The 25476-nt window shown below is 67.4% G+C and carries 20 protein-coding genes; 16 read left to right on the top strand and 4 right to left on the bottom strand.

The annotated features are described in order from the left end of the window. Positions 1-114 precede the first annotated feature (114 nt). Together AC1DDO_RS18650 and AC1DDO_RS18645 are read right to left on the bottom strand one after the other, a co-directional pair. Positions 115-2280, bottom strand: a complete 2166-nt coding sequence (locus tag AC1DDO_RS18650; RefSeq protein ID WP_476972476.1) for a Stk1 family PASTA domain-containing Ser/Thr kinase — start codon at positions 2278-2280, stop codon at positions 115-117. 102 nt (positions 2281-2382) lie between these two features. Further along, complete coding sequence (locus tag AC1DDO_RS18645; protein ID WP_476868019.1) at positions 2383-3771, bottom strand: lytic transglycosylase; 1389 nt, start codon at positions 3769-3771, stop codon at positions 2383-2385. Positions 3772-4077: 306 nt separating this feature from the next. Between AC1DDO_RS18645 and AC1DDO_RS18640 the strand changes: the two genes are divergently transcribed. Further along, positions 4078-4431: an Rv2175c family DNA-binding protein gene (locus tag AC1DDO_RS18640; RefSeq protein WP_441410379.1), complete on the top strand. Its 354-nt coding sequence runs from the start codon at positions 4078-4080 to the stop codon at positions 4429-4431. 165 nt (positions 4432-4596) lie between these two features. Here AC1DDO_RS18640 and AC1DDO_RS18635 read toward each other — a convergent pair whose 3' ends face one another. Both AC1DDO_RS18635 and AC1DDO_RS18630 read right to left on the bottom strand, forming a co-directional pair. Next, on the bottom strand, positions 4597-5691 hold the full coding sequence (locus AC1DDO_RS18635; protein WP_441410378.1) for a polyprenyl synthetase family protein: 1095 nt from the start codon (positions 5689-5691) through the stop codon (positions 4597-4599). Beyond that, a complete protein-coding gene (locus AC1DDO_RS18630; RefSeq protein WP_441410377.1) occupies positions 5688-6212 on the bottom strand; it encodes a hypothetical protein in 525 nt (174 codons plus the stop codon). Before AC1DDO_RS18630 ends, AC1DDO_RS18635 begins: the two co-directional genes overlap by 4 nt. Positions 6213-6431: 219 nt before the next feature. Here AC1DDO_RS18630 and dinB point away from each other — a divergent pair, with 219 nt between their 5' ends. From dinB to ftsZ, 15 genes are all read left to right on the top strand, one after another. Further along, positions 6432-7685, top strand: a complete 1254-nt coding sequence (gene dinB, locus AC1DDO_RS18625) for a DNA polymerase IV (protein WP_476868050.1) — start codon at positions 6432-6434, stop codon at positions 7683-7685. A 278-nt stretch (positions 7686-7963) separates the two neighbouring features. After that, on the top strand, positions 7964-8335 hold the full coding sequence (locus AC1DDO_RS18620) for a DUF3040 domain-containing protein (RefSeq protein WP_441410375.1): 372 nt from the start codon (positions 7964-7966) through the stop codon (positions 8333-8335). 415 nt (positions 8336-8750) lie between these two features. Beyond that, positions 8751-9179 carry a division/cell wall cluster transcriptional repressor MraZ gene (gene mraZ / locus AC1DDO_RS18615; RefSeq protein WP_090956633.1) on the top strand — a complete coding sequence of 143 codons (429 nt, stop codon included), beginning with the start codon at positions 8751-8753 and terminating at the stop codon, positions 9177-9179. A 209-nt stretch (positions 9180-9388) separates the two neighbouring features. Then, positions 9389-10387: a 16S rRNA (cytosine(1402)-N(4))-methyltransferase RsmH gene (rsmH, locus tag AC1DDO_RS18610; protein WP_091564374.1), complete on the top strand. Its 999-nt coding sequence runs from the start codon at positions 9389-9391 to the stop codon at positions 10385-10387. Beyond that, the gene (ftsL, locus tag AC1DDO_RS18605; RefSeq protein WP_441410374.1) at positions 10384-11049 is read left to right on the top strand and encodes a cell division protein FtsL; all 666 of its coding nucleotides are present in this window, start codon (positions 10384-10386) and stop codon (positions 11047-11049) included. The genes rsmH and ftsL overlap by 4 nt, the downstream gene beginning before the upstream one ends. Before the next feature lie 41 nt (positions 11050-11090). Further along, positions 11091-12893: a peptidoglycan D,D-transpeptidase FtsI family protein gene (locus AC1DDO_RS18600; protein ID WP_476868020.1), complete on the top strand. Its 1803-nt coding sequence runs from the start codon at positions 11091-11093 to the stop codon at positions 12891-12893. 129 nt (positions 12894-13022) lie between these two features. Then, positions 13023-14684 carry a UDP-N-acetylmuramoyl-L-alanyl-D-glutamate--2,6-diaminopimelate ligase gene (locus AC1DDO_RS18595; protein WP_476868021.1) on the top strand — a complete coding sequence of 554 codons (1662 nt, stop codon included), beginning with the start codon at positions 13023-13025 and terminating at the stop codon, positions 14682-14684. 6 nt (positions 14685-14690) lie between these two features. Continuing rightward, a complete protein-coding gene (locus AC1DDO_RS18590) occupies positions 14691-16286 on the top strand; it encodes a UDP-N-acetylmuramoyl-tripeptide--D-alanyl-D-alanine ligase (RefSeq protein WP_476868022.1) in 1596 nt (531 codons plus the stop codon). After that, complete coding sequence (mraY, locus tag AC1DDO_RS18585) at positions 16283-17392, top strand: phospho-N-acetylmuramoyl-pentapeptide-transferase (protein WP_441410370.1); 1110 nt, start codon at positions 16283-16285, stop codon at positions 17390-17392. Before AC1DDO_RS18590 ends, mraY begins: the two co-directional genes overlap by 4 nt. Then, positions 17374-18975, top strand: a complete 1602-nt coding sequence (murD, locus tag AC1DDO_RS18580) for a UDP-N-acetylmuramoyl-L-alanine--D-glutamate ligase (protein ID WP_476972475.1) — start codon at positions 17374-17376, stop codon at positions 18973-18975. Before mraY ends, murD begins: the two co-directional genes overlap by 19 nt. A 2-nt stretch (positions 18976-18977) precedes the next feature. After that, positions 18978-20537 carry a putative lipid II flippase FtsW gene (gene ftsW / locus AC1DDO_RS18575; RefSeq protein WP_476868024.1) on the top strand — a complete coding sequence of 520 codons (1560 nt, stop codon included), beginning with the start codon at positions 18978-18980 and terminating at the stop codon, positions 20535-20537. A 10-nt stretch (positions 20538-20547) separates the two neighbouring features. Next, the gene (gene murG / locus AC1DDO_RS18570) at positions 20548-21699 is read left to right on the top strand and encodes an undecaprenyldiphospho-muramoylpentapeptide beta-N-acetylglucosaminyltransferase (protein WP_476868025.1); all 1152 of its coding nucleotides are present in this window, start codon (positions 20548-20550) and stop codon (positions 21697-21699) included. Positions 21700-21703: 4 nt separating this feature from the next. Next, positions 21704-23104: a UDP-N-acetylmuramate--L-alanine ligase gene (gene murC, locus AC1DDO_RS18565; RefSeq protein WP_476868026.1), complete on the top strand. Its 1401-nt coding sequence runs from the start codon at positions 21704-21706 to the stop codon at positions 23102-23104. Next, positions 23097-24038 (top strand): cell division protein FtsQ/DivIB, encoded by a 942-nt coding sequence (locus AC1DDO_RS18560; RefSeq protein ID WP_476868027.1) that lies wholly within the window; start codon positions 23097-23099, stop codon positions 24036-24038. The genes murC and AC1DDO_RS18560 overlap by 8 nt, the downstream gene beginning before the upstream one ends. A 218-nt stretch (positions 24039-24256) precedes the next feature. Then, the gene (gene ftsZ, locus AC1DDO_RS18555) at positions 24257-25474 is read left to right on the top strand and encodes a cell division protein FtsZ (RefSeq protein WP_476868028.1); all 1218 of its coding nucleotides are present in this window, start codon (positions 24257-24259) and stop codon (positions 25472-25474) included. Positions 25475-25476 lie beyond the last annotated feature (2 nt).

Here is a 25476-nt window from a genome sequence, read left to right as displayed (position 1 = left end):
CCGCCCAGCTGGATCCAGCCGGGCGGAGCTTTTCTGTGTGGCGGGCCTGTGCGGTGGGCCTGTGCGGTCTGTTTCGCCAGCTCGGGGCAGGCTGTCGACGGCTGGCGCCTCCGGTCAGACGACAGTCAGCGTGATCAGTGAGCCTTCCGGTACGCTCGTGTTGACCGGATCCTGGGCGCGGACTGTTCCGAAGAATCCGCCCAGGATCTCATCGATCTTGACCTCGAAGCCGAGCTGTTCGAGGGCTTGCTTGGCTTCCTTGGCCTGTTTCCCGATGAAACTGGGTACCTCGACGAGCTTGGGGCCCTTCGAGATGGTCAGCGTGACGGCACCGCCCTTGGTCAGGTTGCCGGAGGCCGGGTCCTGTGCCAGCACGGCTCCCTTGGGCACGTTCTTGTCGTTGACGGGCTCGGGGGCCACCACGGCCTTCAGCCCGGCAGCCTCGAGGGCCTTGACTGCGGCACCCTGCTCCTGGCCCCGGACGTCCGGAACCGGAATGGGCTGCGGGCCCTTGGAGACCGTGAGGCCCACGGGCGTCCCGTGCTTGACCGGGTTGCCGCTGCGCGGCGCCTGGGCCAGGACGGTGCCGGCAGGTGCCGATTCATCGAACGTCTCGGTAACCGGGCCCAGCGCCATCTGGGCGCCGTTGAGGGCTGTCTTGGCCTCGTCCAGGGTCTTGCCGGTGAGCTCCGGGAGCGGGAACAGCTCTGGCCCCTTGGACACGGCAAGGGACACCGGCTGGAACTTGCGGATGACTTCTCCGGCGTTCGGTTCCGAGCCGACCACCAGGCCCGGCGAGACGTCGTCGTCGTAGACATCCTTGACGGTGGATTGGAATCCGGCGGTGCGGAGCAAATCCTGGGCCTCGGCAACGGTCTTGTTGGCTACCGGGGGAATCGTGCCGGGCGAGCCCGGACCCATGCCGAAGAACCAGCCGGCGACGGCGGCGAGCAGCGCCGCGACGACCAGCAGGACAATCCACAGCAGTCCGCGGCGCCGCGGGTTCCCCTCGTGCAGGGTCTTGGTGGGCGTGGCCGCAGCGCGCTGGCGCGCCTTCTCCTCGTCGCGGTCCAGCTTGCGCTGGATACGCTTGCTGGGCGGAACTGCGACTTCCGCCGGATCCTCATATCCGCCGGCGCCGTCGTAGGCCGACTCGTCCGGGGTGGACAAGGGCCCGTACGCCGGCCGCCGCGGGGCATTGGACATCACGGTGGTCGGGTTGCCGCCGGCGCGGGCGATCATCTCCGTGGGCTGGGCGAAGCTGCCGTACATCTCGGTGGGCATTTCCGTGGGCGGCTGCACATGGGCAGTGTCCTGGGCGGTGTCCTGCGCGTCCGACGCCGGGACCGCGCCGCCGGGTGTCCGGCCCGGCGGGGCTGCCGCCACCGCGGGCAGCGGGTTGCGGACGGCGGCCGGAGGCTGGAGGTCGAGTTCGGCGTCGCTGAGGTTGGTCCTGATGTGCCGAAGCTCGGACAGCAGGGCGCTTCCGTCCACGGGGCGTTTGTCCGGGTCCCTGTCCGTGCACCACTGGACAAGTTCGTCGATCTCCGCGGCCAGCCCGGGTACGGCAACGGAGGGAGCCTCCACGGTGGCATTGACGTGCTGGTAGGCCACCTGGATGGGCACCTCGCCGTCAAACGGCTGCCGGCCGGTGATCATTTCGTAGAGCATGATGCCCACCGAATAGATGTCGCTGCGGGCGTCTGCCTGCTTGCCCAGGACCAGTTCGGGGGAGAGGTAGGCGACAGTCCCGATCAAGGCCCCGGTGCTTGTGGACGTCGAGATGGCGCGGGCCAGGCCGAAGTCGCCGAGCTTGATCCGCCCGTCGTCGGCGATAAGGACGTTCTCCGGCTTGATGTCCCGGTGGATCATGCCGGCGGCGTGCGCGGCGCCCAGTCCTTCGACCACCGGATCGATCAGCGCCAGGGCCAGCCGCGGCGACAGGGCACCCTTGTCATTGAGGACGTCCCGGAGCGTGTGGCCCTTGATGAATTCCATGACCAGATAGGCGAGCCGGCCGTCCTCGCCCTGGTCCAGGACACCCACCACATGGGGGTGGGAGAGGCGGGCGGCAGCTTTGGCCTCGCGCCCCAGCCGGTCGAGGAACTGCGGGTCGTCGGCCAGGTGGGGATGGAGGACTTTCAGCGCGACATCGCGCTCAAGGCGCTGGTCCGTGGCAAGGTACACGGTGGACATCCCACCGCGGGCGAGCCTGGATTGAACCCGGTAGCGGTTGTCCACCAGGTTCCCGACGAGAGCGTCCGACACGTATTCTTGCACCTTACAATCGTAGTCGCTGAACGGAACGGGCCCGGATCACCATGCGATCCGGGCCCGTAGCGTCACGCTCCGCCGTGCTGGAGCGTGGGGTGGCTATGCAATTTAGCGGAACAGCGTCCGGTTGGCATTGATGGCAGCGACATAGCCCTTGGTGTCCTCGAACATGCCATTCTGGCTGACCGAGTACTGGCCCTGGTAGTAGCCGGCGATCGCCGAATCCAGGTCGGGGCTGGTGCGGACCAGCTGGCGGATGATCGCGATGCCTGCCGTGGCGTTGTCGTACGGGTCCAGCAGATTCAGCTTGCGGCCCACGAGGTCCGAGGCCCACTCGCCGGAGGACGGGATGACCTGCATGGTGCCGATCGCATTGGCCGGTGACACCGCGCGCTGGTCGAAGCCGGACTCCTGGAAGGCAAATGCCAGCGCGAGGCTGGCGTCCACGCCCATGCGGCGCGCCGTGTCCGCCACGATCGACTTCATCTGTTGGCGGCTGGGGACCGGAGAGGCGTTGAGCAGCGCCTTGTTCTGGTTGGCCGAGCTGACCACCGCGGCCGGGTAGCTGAACCCGAGGAACGTGCTGGGCACCAGGGGTGCGGTTGCAGTCGGGGTGCTCGACGCCGGTGCGATAGTCGACGCGCCGGGGATGGCAAGCTTCTGGCCCGGGTAGATGATGCTCGACATCGTCAGCCGGTTGGCCGAGAGCACATCCGAGAGCCTGACGTTGTTGCGGGCCGCGATGCCGGAGAGGGTGTCGCCTGCCTTGATCGTGTACGAGCCAGAGCTTGCCGGCTTGGGCGCCGACGTCGCCGGTGCTGTGGCAACCGGAGCGGAGGGCGCCGGGGTGCTGGAACCGCCGCCGACCTTGACCTTCTGGCCGGGATAGATCACCGAACCCATGCCAAGCCCGTTCCACTTGAAGACCTCGGACAGCCCGACGCCGTGGCGGGCGGCGATGCCGCTCAGCGTGTCGCCCGGCTTCACGACGTAGACCGTGCCGCCACCGGAGGCGGCCGTAACGGGGGCGGACGTGGCCGGGGCGGCCGGAGTGGCTGCCGGCGCCGGAGCCGAACCCGTGAGCTTGATCTTCTGCCCCGGGTAGATGATGGTGTTGGCCTGCAGATTGTTCAGCTTCAGCACGGCAAAGGTGTCCAGGCCGTAGCGGCCGGCGACAGCACTGATGGTGTCGCCGCGGGCAATCGTGTACACGGCGGGAACGGCAGACTGAGCGGGCCGCATGGCGCTTGGCAGTGTTGCCGGGACGGAGGCCGCGGGGATCACCGCCGCCTTCAGGGCTGTTGCCGTGTCTGCCTTCGCCTGGGCACGCATGGCGGCCGCGAGGGTGGCCGGCACCGTACGGGTGCGCGATTCGGCCGCGGCAGGCTGGGCGATCGCCAGGGAGGAAAGCACGACGGCGGGAAGCGCCGCCGTCGTCGCCGCGATCAGCGGCAGGCTGCGCCCCGGACGGAGCTGTGGCGAACGTGAGGTTGTCATTGGAAAGATCCTCTTCTCAGCGGCAACGCTGCGGTCAGGCCGGTATAACTGGTGTTACCAGTGTGACAAAAGTTATTTCTGTTACAAATGTGATCTATGTGAATGTCTCATGAATTGGCAATTAGCACAAGAACCCTTTGACATTCCGCAAACCAGCCTCCGGCGGAGTGTCGGCAAAAAGACGTCCCGCGGAGTCCCGTTTGGACCCGGGCGGCATTCCGGCAGGCGGGGTGAAGCACGGCCGCGGCCGTCATTACCGCGGCTGCCGACTAGGCGGCGGGGCACCGGCCGTGGCAATCTTTATCCGTGAGTAATGTAGAAAGCCTCGTGGGCGAATGGCTGCCCCTGCCCGATGTCGCACAGCTTATGAATGTATCTATTACCAAAGTCCATGCACTTCTGGACGAGCGTGCGCTGGCGGCTGTGAGAATCGGCGACCGGCGCATCCGGTCCGTGCCTGCGGCTTTCATCCAGGACGGGCACGCAGTGGAAAGCCTGAAGGGCACCATCGTTGTCCTCTCGGACGCCGGATACTCGGACGAAGAACTGATCAGTTGGCTCTTTACCCCGGACGAGTCCCTCCGCGGCCGGCCGATCGACGCCCTCCGGGAAGGGCGCAAGACCGAAATCCGCCGCAGGGCGCAGTCACTGGCCTGGTAGGGGCCGGCCGGCGCCTTCAATAAGCCGGCAGCATCCCTGCAGGGTGCCATTGCGGGCCGTGTACAGCTCATGTCGCTGTGCACGGCCCGCTGCGTTTTAAGCTGGTGTTTGGCCGGTTTCGTCCCTGGTTTTTTGTCCTGGTTTTTGCCCTGGGCTTGGCCCGGGCTAGGCGGCGCGGCTCACCGTTGCCTCGGCCAGCCTGCGGAGCGCGGTCTTGGGCAGCTCCTCCAGTGGCAGGAGGTCCAGGGCGGCGAAGGCCGCCTTGCCGAACTCCTCGATCAGTACTTCCGTGGCGTTGAGCGCGCCGCAGTCCACGATGATCCGCCGGATCTCCTCGATGTCCGCATCGCTGAGATCGGGGCTGCCCAGCTTGGCGTCGATGAATTCCGATTCGTCCGCCGATGCCTGGTCCAGGGCGAAGGCCACCAGGACGGTGCGCTTGCCCTCACGGAGATCGTCACCGGCAGGCTTGCCGGTAGTGACAGGATCGCCGAACACGCCAAGGACATCGTCCCGCAGCTGGAACGCCTCGCCGAGCGGCAGCGCAAAAGCGGAATAGCCGCGCAGCAGTTCGTCGCCGGCGCCGGCCAGGGCGCCGCCAAGCGCGAGTGGATGCTCGGTGGAGTACTTGGCCGACTTGAACCGGATGATGGACTGGGCCCGGCTGACCGCACCCGCACGGTCCCGCCTGGGCCCGGCGACCTCTTCCAGGATGTCCAGGTACTGCCCGGCCATCACTTCGGCGCGCATGAGGTTGAAGATGAGCCGGGCCGGGCTGCCGGAGGCGGCGCGGTGTCCGATCTCGGTGAAGGATTCCTCGCTGAAGGACAGGCAGAGATCGCCGGTCAGGATGGCCGCCGCATGCCCGAACCGCTCGCTGTCCAGCGCCCAGCCCTGGGCCTCGTGCAGTTCGATGAACCGGCGGTGGACGCTGGGGCCGCCCCGCCGGGTATCCGAGCGGTCAATGATGTCATCGTGGATCAGGGCCGCTGCCTGGAACAGCTCCAGGGCCGAGCCTGCCGTGACCACCTCAGCCGCGCCGGCCTCGCCGCCGGCGCCACGCCAGCCCCAATAGCACATGAGTGCCCGCAGGCGCTTTCCGCCCGTGACCAGGTTTGAGATCGAGCCCATGAGCGGATCAATGTCCTGGGAGATCGAGGACATGACGGCCTGGCGGCTGGTCAGGAAATCCGTGAGCTTGCCGGCGACGGCGGCCACGAACTCCGCCTGCTCGAGCCGCAGCTGTTCAGCGAGACTCACTTGACGGACTCGGCAGCCACGTTCGCGCCAATGGTGAAGGTGGACACACCCGATTTCTCCATGACGGAGATGTTCACGGTCTCGTTGTCCCCGCGAAGGAAGTCCTTGGAGGGCACGGCGCCTACGGATTCACCGGGCACCGCCTTGAAACCCTGTGCCTCCAGCCCCTTGGTATAGAAGGCCAGGACGTCTGCGGCAGGGGCCGTGATGCTGCCGACCAGTGCCACGGTTGCCGGCACGGTTGTCTTGTCAAAGCTGCTGGACACCACCTTGGCTCCGGGCATGAGTGGCAGGAGCGCCTGCGGGAAGCCGGGAACCAGGGCGCCGACCGTGGCCGAGGTGCCGGGCTCCGCGGAGGGGCTGGGAGGAGCCGTGGTGGAGGACTGCGGCGATGCGGAGGAGCCCGACGCCGACGTCGCCGGGCTCCCGCTGCCGGCTGGCGTGCATGCCGCCAAGGCCAATAACGTGCCCGCCGCCGCGAGGGCCGCTGCGGCACGTTTGCGCTGTCCAAATACCTTCACAGGGATTTTCCTCCTGGTGTTGACACGGTGTTGACGCGGAATCAGCCTCCAGTTTAGTCAGTCCCCGGGCATAGGATTGAAGACGTGGGGCCGGACGCAGACAATCAGCAGGGGGCGCAGGGGAATGTGCGCCACTATCCGTCGTCGAATCCGGTGCCGAATCCGCCGTCGAATCCGGTGTCGAAGCCGGTGTCGGCAGCGTCGAATTCACAGCCACGGATCCAGCTCAAAGATCAGCCAGCTGTCCAGCCTGCTGCGCGCCTCAGCGGGGAATCCCTGCTCGAACTCCGGCGCAGCAGCATCATGCACGTTGACATGGACGCCTTCTTTGTCTCGGTGGAGTTGCGCAGCCGTCCCGAGCTGAAGGGCAGGCCGGTGATTGTGGGCTATCCCGCGGACCGCTCTGTAGTGCTCTCCGCCTCCTACGAGGCCCGGGCCTTTGGCGTCAGATCGGCCATGCCCATGGTGGTTGCGGCACGCATGTGCCCACAGGCGGTCATCATCGAGCCCCGGCACAAGCTCTACTACGAAGTGTCCGGCCAGATCATGGAAATCTTTGGTTCCATCACCGATCTCGTCGAGCCGCTCAGCGTGGACGAGGCGTTCATGGACGTCGGGGGAGCCATCCGGCGGCTCGGTCCGCCCCGTGAGATCGGCGAACTCATCCGGGCCCGCGTCGTCCGGGAATTGGGAATCACGGCGTCGGTGGGCATTGCCGCCAGCAAGTTTGTGGCCAAGATCGCCTCCACCCGGTGCAAGCCGGACGGGCTGCTGCTGATCACGCCGGAGGAAACTGTTCCGTACCTGCACAGCCTCCCCGTCAGTGCGCTGTGGGGAGTGGGCGGCAAGACCGTGGAAGTACTCGCCCGGAGGGGCATCCGGACGGTGGCGGACGTCGCCGCCTCGCCGCTGCCCTCGCTGCGGAAACTGCTGGGTGCCTCGGGAGAGCACGTATACCGGCTCTCGTGGGGCATCGATCCGCGCCCGGTGACGCCGGCCCGGCTGGAAAAGAGCATTGGAGCCGAGGAGACATTCGCCACTGACACCGCGGATGACACCCTGCTGCACCGTGAACTGCTTCGCCTTTCACACCGGACGGCGGAACGCCTCCGCAGCGCCGGCCTGCATGCCCGCACCGTGGCGCTCAAGCTGCGCTACGCCGATTTTTCCACCATCACCCGCAGCCGCACCGTGAGCACACCGATCGACAGCGCCCAGCTCCTCTACGCGGTGGCCGTCCAGCTCCTGGAATCGGTGGGCGACCGGCCCATGACGGTCCGGCTCGTGGGCATCCGGGCCGAACAGCTCGAAGAGGCTGCCGACGCCCCTCTTCAGCTCAGCCTGGACCGCCGCGACGACAACTGGCGCGCCGCCGAACAGGCCCTCGACGCGGTCACCCGGAAATTCGGCAATAAGTCAGTTCTCCCGGCCCGGCTCCTGGATCCGGGGGCGCCCACGGACGAGCCCGGATAAGGATTTGGTGCGTCCGTCACGCCGCGGACATCCGCGCACGCGACAGGGCCTTAAGACTGTCTTTCAGAACAGGCCGCGACAATCTATCCTTATTAATACCTAGGTTTAGGACAGCTGGGTCGTGCGGACGGCCCAGCCAGCTGAGGACCGGCACGGGACTTTTGAATTGACCCTTCACCAAGGGCGGTGAATGGGAACCACTTCGGAAGCCCGGGCGTTAGGGGATTAGGGCAATGGCCACGTCACGCCCGGACGTTGGCGGATATGAGGAGGTCGTGATGCCGCTCTCGGAGCACGAACAGAAGTTGCTGGAGCAACTAGAGAAGCAGCTGCATGAGGACGACCCGAAGTTTGCAAACTCGATGGGATCGGTCCCAGGGCGATCTTGGTCCACCCGCCACCTCGTCATCGGTGTGCTCGCGACACTTGCGGGCGTGCTGTTGTTGTTAATCGGGGTTTCGATGCAAAACATCTTCGTTGGAGTCCTCGGCTTTGTGGTGATGGGCGCTGGTGTCTATTTCGCCACAATGCGCAGTTCCGCCGTCGGCAAGGCCAGGGCAGCTGGCGGCCGCAAGCAGGGCAAACCCCGGAGCTCGTTCATGAGCAACCTGGAGCAGCGCTGGGACGAGCGGCACGGGGGCGAATCCTGAACCGCTCCGTCACGGCCCCGTAGGCCCTCCACTTCCCGCCACCGGTTCGCCGGGGGACGGCGAAAGACCCGCTTCGGCGGGTCTTTCGCCATTTAAGGCGGCATTTTCCGGATGCTCGGGACCACCAAACAGCACGAAACGGGACACGCCGCCAAATTCCATCACGCGGGCGATCGCTCCGCGACGTCGATCGGCGACGGCGGCCGAGGCAAGCAGGCAAAATCGCTCCACTTTCCCCCACCAATCCCGTTTGCCTGCAAATGCAGGGAAGAAAGGGGATAAACATCCGCAGATTTGTCTAAACTTCACGGGCGTGTCGTTGACTGTGGAGCGATGTGGAGTAATGTGGAGGGCGTAAGAGGGTAGTGGCAACACAGGGGACGTTGGGCTAACTAGAACAGACAGGCGGTGGGCCGTGTTTCTCGGCACACATTCGCCACGTCTGGACGAAAAAGGTCGAATTATCCTCCCCGCAAAGTTCCGCGAGGAACTTGCCAGCGGGCTGGTTCTCACAAGGGGCCAGGAACGTTGCATCTATGTCTTCAGTGAGGCGGAATTCGGCCGGGTTCACGAGCAGATGCGGGAGGCTCCAATTTCCTCCAAGCAAGCACGTGACTACATCCGTGTTTTCCTCTCTGGGGCCTCTGACGAGGTACCTGACAAGCAGGGGCGCGTGACGATTCCGCCGGCGCTCCGGGAATATGCAGGTCTTGGCCGGGAACTCGCCGTCATTGGCGCAGGATCCCGCGCGGAGATCTGGGACGCCCAGGCTTGGAGTGAGTACCTGGCCGAAAAGGAAACCGCCTTCTCGGAAACCGACGACGCCATCCCGGGGATTCTCTGAACCCCAACTGAACCACCAGCACACAACGTTCCTTGATCGAGATCTCCAGCCGCCCATCCGGTTGCTGTCCTGGCTCACTTCCCCGGAGTCAGGCCGGCGCAGGGTAGGCGCGGATGGGGATCTGGACCAAGGAACGTTGCTTAAGAGCCACAACCAGCAACGCGGAACCAGCAAAACGCAATGAACACGGTCAACGAAAGGACGAAGGCATGACGGATCCCGACCAGGCGAAGCCTACGTCCGAACGCCATGTACCGGTCCTCAAGGACCGGTGCATCAATTTGTTGGCCCCTGGATTCGAGGCAGCCCGGAGCCGCGGCGAAACCCCCGTGGTGATCGACGCGACCCTTGGCATGGGCGGCCACTCCGAGGCCCTCCTCCAGCGCTTTCCCGACCTTCACCTCATCGGCATCGACCGCGACGAGGAAGCCCTGGCTCTGGCGGGGGCGCGACTGGCTCCCTTCGCCAACCGGACCGACCTCGTTCACGCCGTCTACGACGAAATCCCGGACGTGCTCGCGGACCTGGGCTTCACCGAAGTCCACGGCGTGCTCATGGACCTCGGCGTTTCCTCCCTCCAGTTGGACGAACGGGAACGCGGCTTCGCGTACTCCTTCGACGCGCCACTGGACATGCGGATGGACACCAGCCGCGGCCAGACGGCCGCCGACGTCGTCAATAACTACAGCGAAGAAGAACTCGTCCGGATTATCCGGAAATGGGGCGAAGAGAAATTCGCCGGGCGCATCGCGAACAGGATCGTGGCAGCGCGTGCCGAAAAGCCCTTCACGACCACCGGCGAACTCGTCGAACAGATCCGCTCCGTGGTACCCGCCGGCGCCGCCAAATCCGGCGGCCACCCCGCCAAGCGCACCTTCCAGGCCCTCCGGATTGAGGTCAACGAGGAACTGGACGTCCTGGAGCGGGCCATCCCGGCAGCCATCGAGGCCATCGCCCTCGGCGGCCGCGTGGTGGTCATGTCCTACCACTCCCTGGAAGACAAGATCGTCAAGGGCTTCTTCCAGGCCGGATCGAAGTCCTCGGCCCCGCTCGGCTTCCCGGTCGAGCTCGAAGAGCACAAAGCCGAACTCAAAACCCTGACGAAGGGCACCGAGGTACCCACCGCCGCTGAAATCGCCGAAAACCCCCGCGCAGCTTCCGCCCGGCTGCGCGCCGTCGAACGCATCAAAGCCAGGAGAGCAGCATGAGCACCGCAGCCGTCAACAGCTACCCCGTTGCCCAGGGCGCCACTGCCCGTGCCCTGCCAGGCGGCCGCCCGGGAATTGAGCAGACCCGGAAGGCACGCACTCCGCTGTCCGTGGTCCGCTCGGTGCCCCGCAAGCGCCGCGCACCGTTCGTGGTCCTCTGCTTCGGCCTCCTGGCCATTGCCCTCATGGCTGTCCTGGTCCTGAACATCTCCGTTTCCTCCGCCCAGTACCAGCTGGTCCAGCTCCGCAGTGAACAGACCACCCTGACCAAGCAGAACCAGGACCTCACCCAGCAGGTCCAAAATTTCGACGCCCCGCAGAACCTCGCGGCCAGGGCCACGGAGTTAGGCATGGTGGCTTCCCTCGCCAAGGGCCAGATCGACCTTTCGACCCTCAGCGTCACCGGAAAGGCCAAGCCGGCGGTCAAGGGCGACGCGCCCGGTGCCGTTATCGCCGCGCCGGCCCTCGCCGGGGCGCTCAACGTCGTCCCGCCGGCCACGGAAAATGAACCGCTCGCCCAGCGCAAACCGGCAGAAACGGACACCGCGCCTGCGGCCGCAAAGCCCGCACCCGCGCCGGCCGCGGCGGCCCCCAAGACCCCTGCGGTGGAGCTCCACGGCGGATCGGTTCCGGCCCCAGCGCAGAAGACCCCCGGGCAGTAACGTTCACTGACCACCAGCAAGGCAAGCAGCAAGGACTCACCGTGGCGAAGAACTCCGGCAAGGCAAGCAAGGCGAAAGCCCCAAGCGCCACCCGGCGGCTCCGCTGGGGACTCGGCATCATGTTGACCCTCCTGCTGGTGGTCGGCGGCAAGCTGTTCATGGTCCAGGGGCTGGACGTTGGGGGCATGGCGGAAGCCGCGCTCAACAACCGGCTCACGCCCATAGTGCTGCCCGCCGAGCGCGGCAGCATCCTCGATTCGTCCGGCACGGTCCTGGCCAGCAGCGTCATCCGCTACAACGTGGTGGTGGACCAGACCGTGAACACCAAGACGGACACCTTCCGCCGGCTCGAAACCATCGACGGCAAGGAAGAGCTCGTCAAGGTCACCCGGGACCAGGGCATCTCCGAACTGGCCGGCGTGCTCGGCATGGACCGCGACGCCCTGCGCCAGGCCCTGACCGGAACCCAGCGGTACTACATCGTGGCCAAGGACCTGAAGCCCGACGTCGAGGACCGCGTCTCCAAGCTGCAGATTCCGGGCATTGTCACCGAAGGCACCAGCAAGCGCGTCTACCCCAACGGCTCGGTGGCCGGCGGAATTGTCGGGTTCCTCAAGGACGGCACTACCGGGCAGGCGGGGCTCGAGCAGACCCAGGACGAGATCCTCAAGGGAACGCCGGGCAAGCGCGTGTTCGAGATCGGCGCGGACGGGCTGCGGATCCCGGTCGGCGTGGACGAGCTGACGCCGGCGATCAACGGCAAGGACATCAAGCTCACGCTGAACTCGGACCTGCAATATTTTTCCCAGCAGGCCATCCAAAGCCAGAAGGACAAGCTCGGCGCCGAATGGGGCGTGATCGTCGTCTCTGACATCAAGACCGGCAACATCATCGCCATGGCGGACACCGACGCCCCGGATCCCAATGATCCCGGCAAGGTTCCCGCCGAGGACCGCGGAGTCCGGGCCGTTACCGCCTCCTACGAGCCAGGGTCCGTGGAGAAAATGATCACCGCCGCTGCCGCGATCCAGGAGGGCAAGTCCAGCCCGCTGGATACCTTCACCATTCCACCGACATACACCGTGGACGGGCAGACCTTCAGCGACGCGTTCGAGCACGGCACCGAGCAACGGACACTGGCCGGAATCGTCGGCTACTCCATGAATACCGGCACGGTCATGGTGGGGCAGCGCCTGAGCAAGGACCAGCGCTATAACTGGCTGCGGAAATTTGGCATCGGCGAGGCCCCCGACATCGGACTCCCGGCCGAATCCAAGGGCATCCTGACCCCCGCCGACCAATGGGACGGCCGCCAGCAATACACCGTCCTCTTCGGCCAGGGCGTCGCCCAGTCCACCCTCCAGACCGTCCGCGCCTACCAGAGCATCGCCAACGACGGCGTGATGCTCCAGCCGCGGCTGATCGACAGCTACATCAGCCCGGACGGAACCGAGGAGAAAGTCCCGGCCAAGGACCCGCAGCAGGTCGTTTCCAAGGAGACCGCCAAGCAGGTCCGCGACATCCTCGAGAGCGCCGTCACCGAGGGCGAGATCAAGGAAGCGGCGATTGACGGATACAGGATAGGCGCCAAGACAGGCACGTCCGAGTCCCCGTGCGATGACGGCAAATCCGGGTTTTGCGGCTACACCGCTTCGATCATCGGAATGGCGCCCATGGACGATCCGCGGTTTATTGTTGAGGTGGTCCTGCAACGGCCCAAGGGAAGCATCTACGGAATCACCAACGGACCGGTGTTCCGTTCGGTGATGAGCCAGACGCTGCGCACTTTCAACGTCCAGCCCTCCACCGGCGAACCCGCCCGGTTGCCGCAGTACGCGAAATAGCGCCTGTTCCATCCGGCGCCCGGCAGTCACCAGCCGGCGCCACCCCCAAGTGCCTATGCACCCGAGCACGCCTTCGTACGTGCCCCCATTGCATGGGCCCGATCCACTAGCACCACAACGGAGATCCACTTGTCAGAGCTCACCGACCCCGATGCTTCCGTGCCGTTCGGCCACGATTCCACGCCGGGCTTCCGGCCCACTGCGGTTGCCGCGGTGCCGCTGGCCGCCATCGGGGAGGCAATCGGCGTCGCCGTTCCCGGGGCATCCAGCACTGTCACGGTCACCGGGATCTCCCTGAACTCCCGCTCGGTCCGCCCGGGAGACCTTTACGTGGCCCTGCCCGGCGCCACCAGGCACGGTGCCGACTTTGCCTCCCAGGCCATCGATGCGGGCGCCGTAGCCGTCCTGACAGACGACGCCGGGGCGCGCCTGCTGGCCCTGGCCACTGACATCCCCGTCCCCGTCCTGTTGGCCGAGGAGCCGCGCAGCGTCGTCGGCCGGCTCTCCGCACTGATCTACCAGAGCCGGCCCGACGGCGCCGGGGCGCCCGCGCTCTTCGGGGTCACAGGCACCAACGGCAAGACCACCACCACCTACTTCATCAACGCCCTCCTGCAGGCGCTCGGCAAACGGACCGGGCTGATCGGGACCATCGAGATCCTTGCCGGCGCCGAGCCGATCCCGAGCCTGCTGACCACCCCGGAATCCACCGACGTGCACGCCCTGCTCGCGCTCATGCGCGAACGCGGGCTCGATGCCGCCTCCATGGAGGTCTCCTCCCACGCCGTGTCCTTCCACCGCGTGGACGCCGTGGTGTTCGACGTCGCCGGGTTCACGAACCTCACCCAGGACCACCTGGACCTGCACGGGACCATGGAGGAATACTTCCAGACCAAGGCCCGGCTGTTCACGCCCGAACGCGCCCGCGCCGCCGTGGTGACCGTCGATGATGCCTGGGGCCGGAAGCTCGCGGCCGCCGCCGAAATCCCGGTCACAACCCTCGCCACGGCCGGGCAGCCCGGCACCGGGACCGGAGCCGCCGGTCAGGCCGCCGACTGGATCGTGGCCACGACAACCCCGCGGGGACTCGGCTCGGACTTCGTGCTCCGGCACCGCGACGGCGCCGAGCTGCGCGTCCACACCGGCCTGCCGGGAAGCTTCAATGTGGCCAACGCCGCGCTGGCCACGGTGATGGTGCTCGCCGGAGGCCACGAGCCTGCCGGCGTGCAGGCCGCCCTCGACGCCGCAGACCCCTTCACCGTCGCCGTGCCCGGCCGCATGCAGCTGGTCTCCACGGCCCCGGCGGCCGTGGTGGACTTCGCGCACAACCCCGACGCCCTGGAACGTGCCCTCGAGGCTGTCCGGTCACCGGAACCCGGGTCCAAGGTGATCGTCGTTTTCGGCGCCACCGGGCAGCGTGACCAGGGCAAGCGCCCCGCCATGGGGGCCATCGCCGCCCGGCTCGCGGACACCGTGATCATCAGCGACGACGACCCCCACGACGAGGACGCGGCAGCCATCCGCGCCGACGTCCTTGCCGGGGCCCTGGCGGCCAGGGACGAGGAAGGCCTGGACTGCACGGTCCTGGAGGTTTTCCCTCGCGACGCCGCCATCCTGAAGGCAGTGGAGCTCGCCGGAGCAGCGGACACCATCCTGGTGGCCGGGCGGGGCCACGAGGTGTGGCAGGAGGTCAAGGGAGTCAACCTGGCACTGGATGACCGGGTGGAACTCCGGAACGCCTTGACAGCACGGGGATTCACCGTTCTCGAAGACCACCGGATAGAGTCCTAAACCGAGATGATTGCACTTACAGCGGCGGAAATCGCCGACATAACCAACGGCCGGCTTGCCGCGGAACCGGGAATTACGCCCGCCTCCGTGGTGACCGACTCCCGCGAGGCCACGGCGGGTTCCCTCTATGTGGCCAAACCGGGGGAGAACGCCGACGGCCACGACTTCGTGGGCGCCGCCTTTGACCGGGGAGCCGTCCTGGCACTCGTGGAGCGCGAGGTCGCCGACGCCGCCGGAACGAACTACCCCGCCGTCGTCGTCGAGGACGCTGTCCTCGCCATGGGCGCGCTGGCCGCCGAAGCCGTCCGCCGGATCCGGGCACACCGCGAGGCTGCCGGCGCCGCGTTCACGGTGATCGGCATTACCGGCTCCGCCGGCAAGACCACCACGAAGGACCTTCTGGCCGGCATCTTCGCTGCCGCCGACGCCGAAGGCTCCACCGTTGCGCCCCAGGGGTCCTACAACGGGGAGATCGGCGTCCCGCTCACCGTCTTCAAAGCCGACTTCGACACCCGCTACCTCGTCATCGAGATGGGCGCCACGGGCATTGGCCACATCCGGTACCTTGCGGACATGGTGAAGCCGGAGATCGGCGTCGTCCTCGGCGTCGGCACCGCCCATGCCGGAGAATTCGGGGGCGTCGAGAACATCGCCGTCGCCAAAGGCGAACTTGTGGAGGCCCTCCCGGCCTCCGGCACGGCCGTGCTGAACCTGGACGACGCCCGCGTCGCCGCGATGGCCACCAGGACCCGCGCCCACGTGCTCGGCTACACCTCCCGCCCGGCCGTCAACGGCCAGGACAGCGACGACAAGGACAGCAACGGCCAGGACAGCAACGCCCGGACCGACCTGGTCCGGGCCGTTGACGTGGACCTGAACGCCGAAGGCCACCCTGAATTTGAGCTTCACCTGCCCGGCGGCGAGTCCGTTCACGGGACCGCCACCCAGGGGACAACACAGCATCACGTCGCCGCCAAGCTGATCGGCGCCCATCACCTCGCCAACCTCCTCGCCGCGGCGGCCGCGGCACATGCGGCCGGCATCCCCGGCGCGCAGATCGCGGCCTCGCTCAGCGCACAGACCGCCGCCAGCCGCTGGCGGATGGAGCGCACGGAGCGTCCCGACGGCGTGACGGTCATCAACGATGCCTACAATGCCAACCCGGAATCCATGCGGGCCGCACTGCGGACGCTGGCCGAGCTCGGCCGCGGCCGCCGGACCTGGGCCGTCCTGGGCGCCATGCTGGAGCTTGGCCCGGATTCGATCCGTGAGCACATGGCCGTCGGCACCCAGGTGGTCCGGCTCAACATCTCCCGCCTCGTGGTGGTGGGCCGGGAAGCCCGGTCCCTGTATGTCTCCGCCGTCAACGAGGGCTCCTGGGGCGACGAATGTGTTTTCGCCGAGACCGCGGACGAGGCCTACGAGCTGCTCCAAACCGAGCTCCAGCCCGGCGACCTGGTCCTGTTCAAGTCATCGAACGGCATCGGGCTGCGCCATCTGGGGGATCGGATAGCATTACCCCCACAAGCCCCCCAAGACTCTCCCGAGCGACCTGCTGAGGGAATTGCCGCAACAGCCACCGAAGGGAGTGCACAGCTGTGATTGCACTACTGATGGGCGCTGGAATGGCCCTGTTCCTCGCGTTCGTGGGCACGCCACTTTTCATCCGGTTCCTGGTCCGCAAGGGTTACGGACAATTCATCCGCGATGACGGACCCACCTCGCACCACACCAAGCGCGGCACGCCCACCATGGGCGGCACCGTTGTGGTCCTGGCGGTCCTTGTCAGCTACGGGCTCACGCACCTGATTATGTGGATGATGAATCCGCATTCCCCGGGACCGAGCGCCTCCGGGCTGCTCCTGCTGTTCCTCATGGTGGGTATGGGGCTGGTGGGATTCCTGGACGACTTCATCAAGATCTCCAAGCAGCGCAGCCTGGGCCTGGATGCCAAGGCAAAGCTGGTTCTCCAGGGCGCCGTCGGCATCATTTTCGCCGTGCTGGCGCTCAACTTCCCCAACGCCGCCGGCCTGACCCCGGCGTCCACCCAGATCTCGCTGGTGCGTGATATCCCGTGGCTCAACCTGGCCTTCGCCGGAACCGTGCTCGGCGCGATCCTGTTCGTGCTGTGGTCCAACCTGATCGTCACGGCCGCGACCAACGGCGTGAACCTCACTGACGGCCTCGACGGCCTCGCAGCCGGCGCCTCCGTCATGGTCTTCGGGGCGTACACGCTCATGGGCATCTGGCAGAGCAACCAGGCCTGCGGGTCCCCGCGGCAGGCCGGCAGCGGCTGCTACTCGGTCCGCGACCCCCTGGACCTGGCCCTGCTGGCAGCCATCCTGAGCGCGGCGATGGTCGGGTTCCTGTGGTGGAATACCTCGCCCGCGAAGATCTTCATGGGAGACACGGGATCGCTGGCCATCGGCGGCGCGGTCGCAGCCTTCGCTATCCTGTCCCGCACGGAACTGCTGCTGGCCTTCATCGGCGGCCTCTTCGTGCTCATCACGCTTTCCGTCATCATCCAGGTGGGCTACTTCAAACTCACCAAGGGCAAGCGGTTCTTCAAGATGGCGCCGCTGCAGCACCACTTCGAACTCAAGGGCTGGGCCGAAGTCACGGTGGTGGTCCGGTTCTGGATCCTGTGCGGATTGTTCGTCGCCGCCGGCCTGGGCGTCTTCTACGCCGAATGGGTGGTGCTCCTGTGACCGGACCTATCCCCGCCCCGCTCTCCACCTCGCCCCGGCTCCAGGACCTCGCCACGTGGGATTCCGACTGGTCCGGCCTGCGCGTCGTGGTCACCGGCATCGGCGTCTCTGGCTTCGCCGCCGCCGACACCCTCATTGAACTCGGTGCCCGCGTGGTGGTGGTTGACGCCGCCACCAGCGCCAAGGCACTGGCCCAGGCGGACACGCTCCGGATCGTCGGCGCGGCGGACGTCCTGCTGGGCGAAGAAGCAGTGGAGTCCGTTCCGAAGGTCGAGGGCCACAAACCTGACCTGGTGGTTACGTCCCCCGGCTGGCGGCCGGACCAGGCCTTGCTCGCTGCGGCCGCACGGGCCCACATTCCGGTGTGGGGCGACGTCGAGCTCGCCTGGCGGGTGCGCGAACGCAAGGGCCGCAAGACCGCCGACTGGCTGACCATTACCGGCACCAACGGCAAGACCACCACGGTGGGCCTGACCGAGTCCATGCTGCAGGCCGCCGGGCTCAAGGCGATCGCGGTCGGCAACGTCGGTACCCCGATCCTGGACGCCCTCCGCGACCCCGTGGAGTACGACGCCTTCGCGGTGGAACTCTCCAGCTTCCAGCTGCACTGGAGCCACACGGTCTCACCGGTGGCCAGCGTGTGTCTGAACGTCGCCGAGGACCACGTGGACTGGCATGGTTCCTACGCCTCCTACCTGGCCGACAAGGCCAAGGTCTACGCGAACACCCAGAAGGCCTGCATCTACAACGCCGAGCAGATCGAGACCGAACGCATGGTCGAGGACGCGGACGTCGTGGAGGGCTGCAGAGCCGTGGGCTTCACCACACTGACGCCGGCCATCAGCATGCTCGGCGTCGTGGAAGGACTGCTCGTGGACCGCGCGTTCATCGCCGAACGCAAGGACAGCGCGGCCGAACTCGCCTCGATTGCCGACCTTGGGTCGGCGGCTCCGCGCCACATGGTGGCGAACGCGCTGGCTGCGGCGGCCCTGGTCCGGGCCTACGGCCTGGAGGCGTCGGCAGTCCGCCAGGGCCTGCTGAACTACCTCCCGGGAGACCACCGGATCCAGCCCGTGGCCCGGCACGAGGGTGTCCTCTGGGTCAACGATTCCAAGGCCACCAACCCGCATGCCGCCGCCGCCTCTCTGTCGGCGTTCCAGAACGTGGTGTGGATCGCCGGCGGCCTGTCCAAGGGTGTGAATTACGACTCCCTGATCCGGGAACAGGGCAGCCGGCTCAAGGCCGTGGTGCTGATCGGCACGGACTCCAGTGACCTGCAGGCCGCGCTGAAGCGACACGCGCCGGATGTCCCCGTGATCGGGGCGGCCAAGGGCGAGACTGAAGACGTGCAGACTGCCGGAACGGCCAAAGCCGCCGCAGGCCCCTCGCCAATTTTTGGCGAGACTGTGATGGCCCAGGCCGTTGCCTCGGCGGCGCAGGTGGCCGCCTCCGGGGACACTGTGCTGCTGGCTCCGGCGGCTGCTTCCATGGATCAGTTCTCTTCCTATGCTCACCGTGGCGACGCCTTCATCGAAGCTGTCCGCGAGCTCGTGGAAGGGCAGGCTCAGACCAGCGAGGAGTAACAATGGTCAGCACGCCCACACGTACGACGGCGGCCCGCGCCGGAGGCGGGGCCACCAGCGGCGGTGCCGCCGGCGCCAAGTCCGCCGGGGGCAGGACACCGCCGTCGGCGCGCCGGCCCACTCTGACGCCCGCGGCACGGGTGCGTGCCTGGATGCGGGGATTCTGGTCCGCGCTGGAAGGCACCGGCAAGTCCCGCAACGGATCCACGTACTACCTGATCCTTGGCTCCACCCTGGCCCTGACGGCGATCGGCATCATGATGGTCCTCTCCGCCTCCAGCGTGGAAGCCATCGCCGCGGGGGAGTCGCCCTACTCCGCGGCCCTCAAGCAGGGTGGCTTCGCAGCACTCGGCGTCTTCGCCATGTTTGTCCTCTCGCGCGTCAACGTCGTCTGGCTCCGGCGCTTCGCCTGGCCCATCATTTTCCTGGCCGTTGCGCTGCTGGGCCTGGTCCTCCTTGTCGGGCGCAGCGCCCTGGGCAACCAGAACTGGATCGACGTCGGCCCCTTCACCTTCCAGCCCTCCGAAGCCGCCAAGCTTGCCCTCGCACTGTGGATGGCCACGGTGCTGGACCGCAAAGCGAAGCTACTCCAGGAGTGGCGCCACGCCCTGATTCCCGTCGTGTTCCCTGGGTCCGCCGCCGTCCTGGGCCTCATCCTCGCCGGAAACGACCTCGGCACGGCCATGATTGTGATGATCATCGTGGCCGCCGGACTGTTCTTCGCCGGCGTCCGGCTCTCCTTCTTCGGCATATCCGGGGCAATACTGGCCATTGGCGCGACCGTCCTCGCCGTCACGAGCCCGAACCGGATGTGCCGCATCCTGTCCTGGACCGGCCAGACCTGTGCCGACGGCTCCGACCTGAACTACCAGTCCACCAACGGCCTTTATGGCCTTGCGTCCGGCGGCTGGTTTGGCGTGGGACTGGGCCAGAGCCGGCAAAAGTACAGCTGGATCCCCGAAGCCCACAACGACTTCATCTTCGCGATCATCGGTGAAGAACTCGGACTGGTCGGGACGCTGGTGGTACTGATCCTCTTCGCCATCCTCGGCACGGCCATCTACCGCGTTGTCGTCGCGCAGCACGATGTCTTCCACCGCGTCCTGGCCGGCGCCATCATGGTCTGGCTCCTGGGCCAGGCCAGCGTCAACATGGCCGTGGTGACCGGACTGGCACCGGTGATCGGCGTCCCGTTGCCCTTCATCTCCTACGGCGGCTCGGCCCTGCTGATGTCGCTGTGCGCGATCGGCGTGGTCTTGTCCCTTGCCCGGGCCCAAATGGACCCGGCGATGCAGCCTAAGAAGATGTTCAGGTTCGGGCCCGCCGCGTTCGCGAATTCCGTGCGGAGGACCCGCGCTGCCCGGGCGGCCGCCAAGGCATCCAGCCAGTCCGCCGACCGCGCCGCACCGAAGGGATCAGCTTCGAAGGGCGCCGCCCCAAAGGCAACCGGCAAGGGCGCCGCCCCGAACCCGGCCCGGAATCCCGCCGGCAATCCGTCCAAAAACGCACCAGCCAAAAGCACAGCAAGCAAAAACCCCGCCAAGAGCCGTACGAAAGCGTAAACAGCCCTTCATGAACACCGAATCGCCTTTGTCCGTGGTCCTTGCCGGTGGCGGAACCGCCGGTCATATCAGCCCGCTGCTGGCCATTGCCGGCGCCCTTCGCCAGTCCCTCCCCGCCGTGCAGCTCCTGGCTGTCGGGACACCCGGGGGAATGGAAGCGCGCCTGGTTCCGGCGGCCGGCCTGGAGCTGGCCACCATCAGCCGGGTGCCGCTCCCGCGCAAGCCCTCCACGGACCTGCTCCGGCTTCCCGGCCGGATGGTCGTTGCGGTGAAGCAGGCAGGGTCCATCCTGGATGCGGCAGGAGCCGACGTCCTTGTCGGAGTGGGCGGCTACGTGTGCACACCGATGTACCTCGCGGCCCGGCGCCGGAAGATCCCGATCGTGGTCCACGAGGCCAACACCCGCCCCGGCCTGGCCAACCGCGTAGGCGCCCGGCTCGGCGCGCACGTGGCCGTCGCCTTCGCCGCGACCAAACTCGGCCGCGCCCGGCACGTGGGCATGCCGATGCGCCCCGAGATTTCCGGCCTTGACCGCGCGGCCGCCCGCGCCGGGGCACGGCAGGAGCTCGGACTGGACCCGGACAAGCCAACGCTGATTGTCACCGGCGGATCCTCTGGCGCCCAGAGCATCAACCGGTCCCTCGCCGCGGCCGTAGGAGCCCTCGCCGAGGCCGGCGTGCAGACGCTGCACATCACCGGCCGCGGCAAGTCCATGCACGACGCCGCCGGCAAGCCCCTCGCCGCGCCAGGCTACCGGCAGGTGGAATACGTGGACGGCATGGAGACCGTGTACGCCGCAGCGGACCTGCTGCTGGCCCGGGCCGGTGCCGCCACTGTCTGTGAGGTGGCCGCCGTCGGCGTGCCCGCCGTCTTTGTCCCCCTCCCCATCGGCAACGGCGAGCAGGCGCTGAACGCCGCCGGACTTGTCGACGCAGGCGGGGCCCTGATCATCGACGACAAGGCCTTCTCCGCCGACTGGATCCGCGGGAACATCATTCCCCTCCTGCTGGACACGGACAGACTGGCCCGGATGGCGGCCAGCTCCGAACAGCTCGGCATCCGCAACGCGGACCGGCGCATGGCCGATCTCATCCTCGAAGTCGCGGCCCCGAAGCAACACCCGACACAGCAGCACCCCACCCAGGACGGCAGGAAGCAGTAGAGCCATGACCCAGCCCCAACACGGCACGCGATCCCTGGAGTCCCTGGGCCGCATTCACTTCATCGGCATCGGCGGCGTCGGCATGTCCGCCGTCGCCCGCATCATGGTGGCCCGCGGAATCCCGGTCAGCGGCTCCGACGCCAAGGACCTGCCCGTCATGGCGGACCTCGCAGCCGCCGGCGCCCGGATTGCCGTGGGCTATGGACCGGACAACCTGGGCGACGCCCAGACCGTGGTCGCCGGCTCCGCGATCCGGCCCGACAACCCCGAGCTCGTAGCAGCACGCGCCGCCGGGCTCCCGGTGCTGCACCGCTCCGAGGCGCTGGCCGCCACGATGGCGGCGGACACGGTGGTGGCAGTCGCCGGAACCCACGGCAAGTCCACTACGACGTCGATGATCACGGTGTTGCTCCAGGGCGCCGGACTGGACCCGTCCTTCGCCATCGGAGCGAACGTCCCGGCCCTGGGCGTCAACGCGGCGCACGGCGCGTCCGGGATCTTCGTCGCGGAGGCTGACGAGTCCGACGGCTCCTTCCTGAACTACCGCCCCTCGATCGCCGTCGTGACCAACGTCGAGCCGGACCACCTGGACTTCTACGGCACCGCCGATGCCGTCTACGCCTCCTTCGACAGCTTCACGGCGCTGCTCCCGGCGGACGGTGTCCTGGTGGCCTGCGCAGACGACCCCGGAGCGAGGGCCCTCGCCGAACGCACACGGGCCCGCGGCAACACCCGCGTGGTCCTGTACGGGACGGCGGCCGACGCCGACATCCGGCTGCACGACGCCGGACCCGGCCAGATGGGGATCTCGACGGCGGCGGGCACGTTCGGCGTCGAACTCCAGGTTCCCGGCCGGCACAACGCGCTCAATGCCGCCGCGGCCTTCGCGGTGGCGCTCGAGCTCGGCGTCGCGCCGGACACCGCTGCGGGGGCACTGGCCCACTTCTCCGGCGCCTCGCGCCGTTTCGAGTTCAAGGGGGAGGGGCGCGGAGTCCGCGTCTATGACGACTACGCGCACCACCCCACGGAAGTCCGCGCCGCCTTGTCCGCGGCGCGGGCGGTCGCCGGGCAGCACAAGGTGCACGTGCTCTTCCAGCCCCACCTGTTTTCCCGGACCCGCGAATTCGCCCGCGAGTTCGCCGAGGCCCTCAATACGGCGGACACGGCCCTGGTCCTGGATATCTACCCTGCCCGGGAAGATCCCATCCCCGGCGTCACCAGCGGGCTGATCGCCGAACACCTGGGCTCCGGCGGCAGCCTCGTCGGACCCGGCGGGGAAGCCGTGCAGGCGCTGCTGGCGGCCGCCGGACCGGGGGACATCGTGCTCACCGCCGGCGCCGGCGACGTCACCGCCTACGGGCCGCTGATCGTCGACGCCCTGACGGTCGAGGCCGCCGGTGCCTAGCACCCGGCGCCCCACTTACCGGGGCGGCTCCAACGCCTCCGGTTCCAACGCCCCTGGTTCCAACGCCTCTGGGGGAGGTTCCCGGCCGCCTTCCGGCGGAACAGGCACGGACGTCATTTCGGCGTCCAAGAACGCCGCAGACCCGGCGGGCGGCACCGCGCAGCATCCGCAGCGCCCACACAGCACGCAGAGCCCTCCGGAGATCGTCGCCGGCAAGGTGCTGACCTTCCCCGAGCCCAAGGGCAAGCGCCGCAGACGCATCGTGCTCAGCACCATAGGCATTGTGGCCGTGCTGATGGCGGGGATCGTCGCGGCTGCCGTCTACTCGCCCGTGCTGGCCCTGCGGACCGTCTCCGTGGCGGGCACCAAGCTGCTCAACCCGGATCAGGTGCAGGCCGCCCTCGCGCCCCTTCAGGGAAAACCCCTCCCACAGGTCAGCGAGGAGGAGGTCACGGCCCTGCTGAAGCCGCTGGTCCAGGTCAAGGACGTCACCGTGACGGCGCTGCCGCCCTCCACCCTGCAGGTGCGCGTCACCGAGCGTATTCCGGTGGCGCTGGTCAAGCAGGGCCAAACGTTCCAGCTCGTGGACGTCGACGGCGTCCAGCTCAGCACCACCACGGATGCCGCCTCGGTCGCACTCCCGGTCATCGACGGCGGCAGCGGGACGCTTCCGAAGGACTTGTTCCAGGCCATCACCGCGGTGCTGGGAGCGCTGCCTGCGGATGTGCTGGCCCGGCTCTCCAATGCCTCCGCCGCCTCCGCCGACGCCGTCGAGCTCAAACTCGTCGACGGGCAGACGATCGTCTGGGGCAACGCGGGGGAGAAGGAGCTCAAGGCGCGCGTCCTTTCGGCCCTCCTGAAGGTCCCGGCCGACCCCAAGAACCCGGTGAAGGTCTACGATGTCAGCGTGCCCCGGCACCCTGTCACGCGTTAGCCGGCCTCGAGCGGCCCAAGGCGCTACTTACAGGGGCTATTTGCCGGTATTCGCGCGACACGCCCCGCCGGTTATTGAATGTCCCCGGCATAGGAAATACCGTCACAGACATGAGTTACTTGACATAACTATAACCTTCAAGTCGAAGGTTAAGGTTTCCAGCTTCAAGCAGGACTCGATATGTTTTCGCATTAGTACACGAACAAGGGACACGTAACGTGGCAGCTCCGCAGAATTACTTGGCCGTCATCAAGGTCGTCGGCATCGGCGGCGGTGGCGTGAACGCAGTCAACCGCATGATCGAGGTCGGTCTTCGCGGCGTCGAATTCATCGCCATCAACACCGACGCCCAGGCGTTGCTGATGAGCGATGCCGACGTCAAACTCGACGTCGGGCGTGAGCTGACCCGTGGTCTCGGTGCTGGCGCGAACCCCGAGGTCGGCCGGCAGGCTGCGGAAGACCACGCCGATGAAATCGAAGAGGTCATCCGGGGCGCAGACATGGTCTTCGTCACCGCCGGCGAAGGTGGCGGAACCGGTACCGGCGGCGCCCCCGTCGTGGCCCGCATTGCCCGTTCCCTTGGCGCCCTGACCATCGGCGTCGTAACGCGTCCGTTCACCTTCGAAGGCCGCCGCCGGGCCGGCTCCGCCGAGGCCGGCATCGACGCCCTGCGCGACGAAGTCGACACCCTGATCGTGATCCCGAACGACCGCCTGCTCTCCATCAGCGACCGCAACGTCTCGGTCCTGGATGCGTTCCGCTCCGCCGACCAGGTCCTGCTCTCCGGCGTCCAGGGCATCACGGACCTCATCACGACCCCCGGCCTGATCAACCTCGACTTTGCCGACGTCAAGTCCGTCATGCAGGGTGCTGGTTCCGCGCTGATGGGCATCGGTTCTGCCCGCGGCGAGGACCGTGCCGTCAAGGCTGCGGAGCTGGCCATTGCCTCCCCGCTGCTGGAAGCATCGATCGACGGTGCCCACGGCGTCCTGCTGTCCATTCAGGGCGGCTCGGACCTGGGCCTGTTCGAAATCAACGAGGCAGCCCGCCTTGTCCAGGAAGTAGCCCACCCGGAGGCGAACATCATCTTCGGCGCCGTGATCGATGACGCCCTTGGCGACGAGGCCCGGGTCACCGTGATCGCCGCCGGCTTCGACGACGTCAAGGCCACCTCGCCGTCCATGGACCAGTCCCTGCCGGCCGCGCCGCAGCGCCCTGCGACTGCCGCTCCCGCTCCGGCGCAGGCTCCCGCCTCCGCCCCCGTCCAGCCGCTGCACGCCACGGTTGGTGCCGCCGGCTACGGCGGCTGGGGCCAGCAGCGCCCCTCCGCAGTACCGGCCGACTCCGGCTTCGACGTCGACCTGCCTGCTGTCGTGGAGCCGGACCTCTCCGGCCGGCACTCTGATGACCTGGATGTCCCGGACTTCCTCAAGTAAAC

It is taken from the genome of Arthrobacter sp. 10N43 (genome assembly GCF_056394525.1).
Note: the sequence above shows the minus strand (reverse complement) of the source record. Positions and strands in the feature narration are given on the sequence as shown.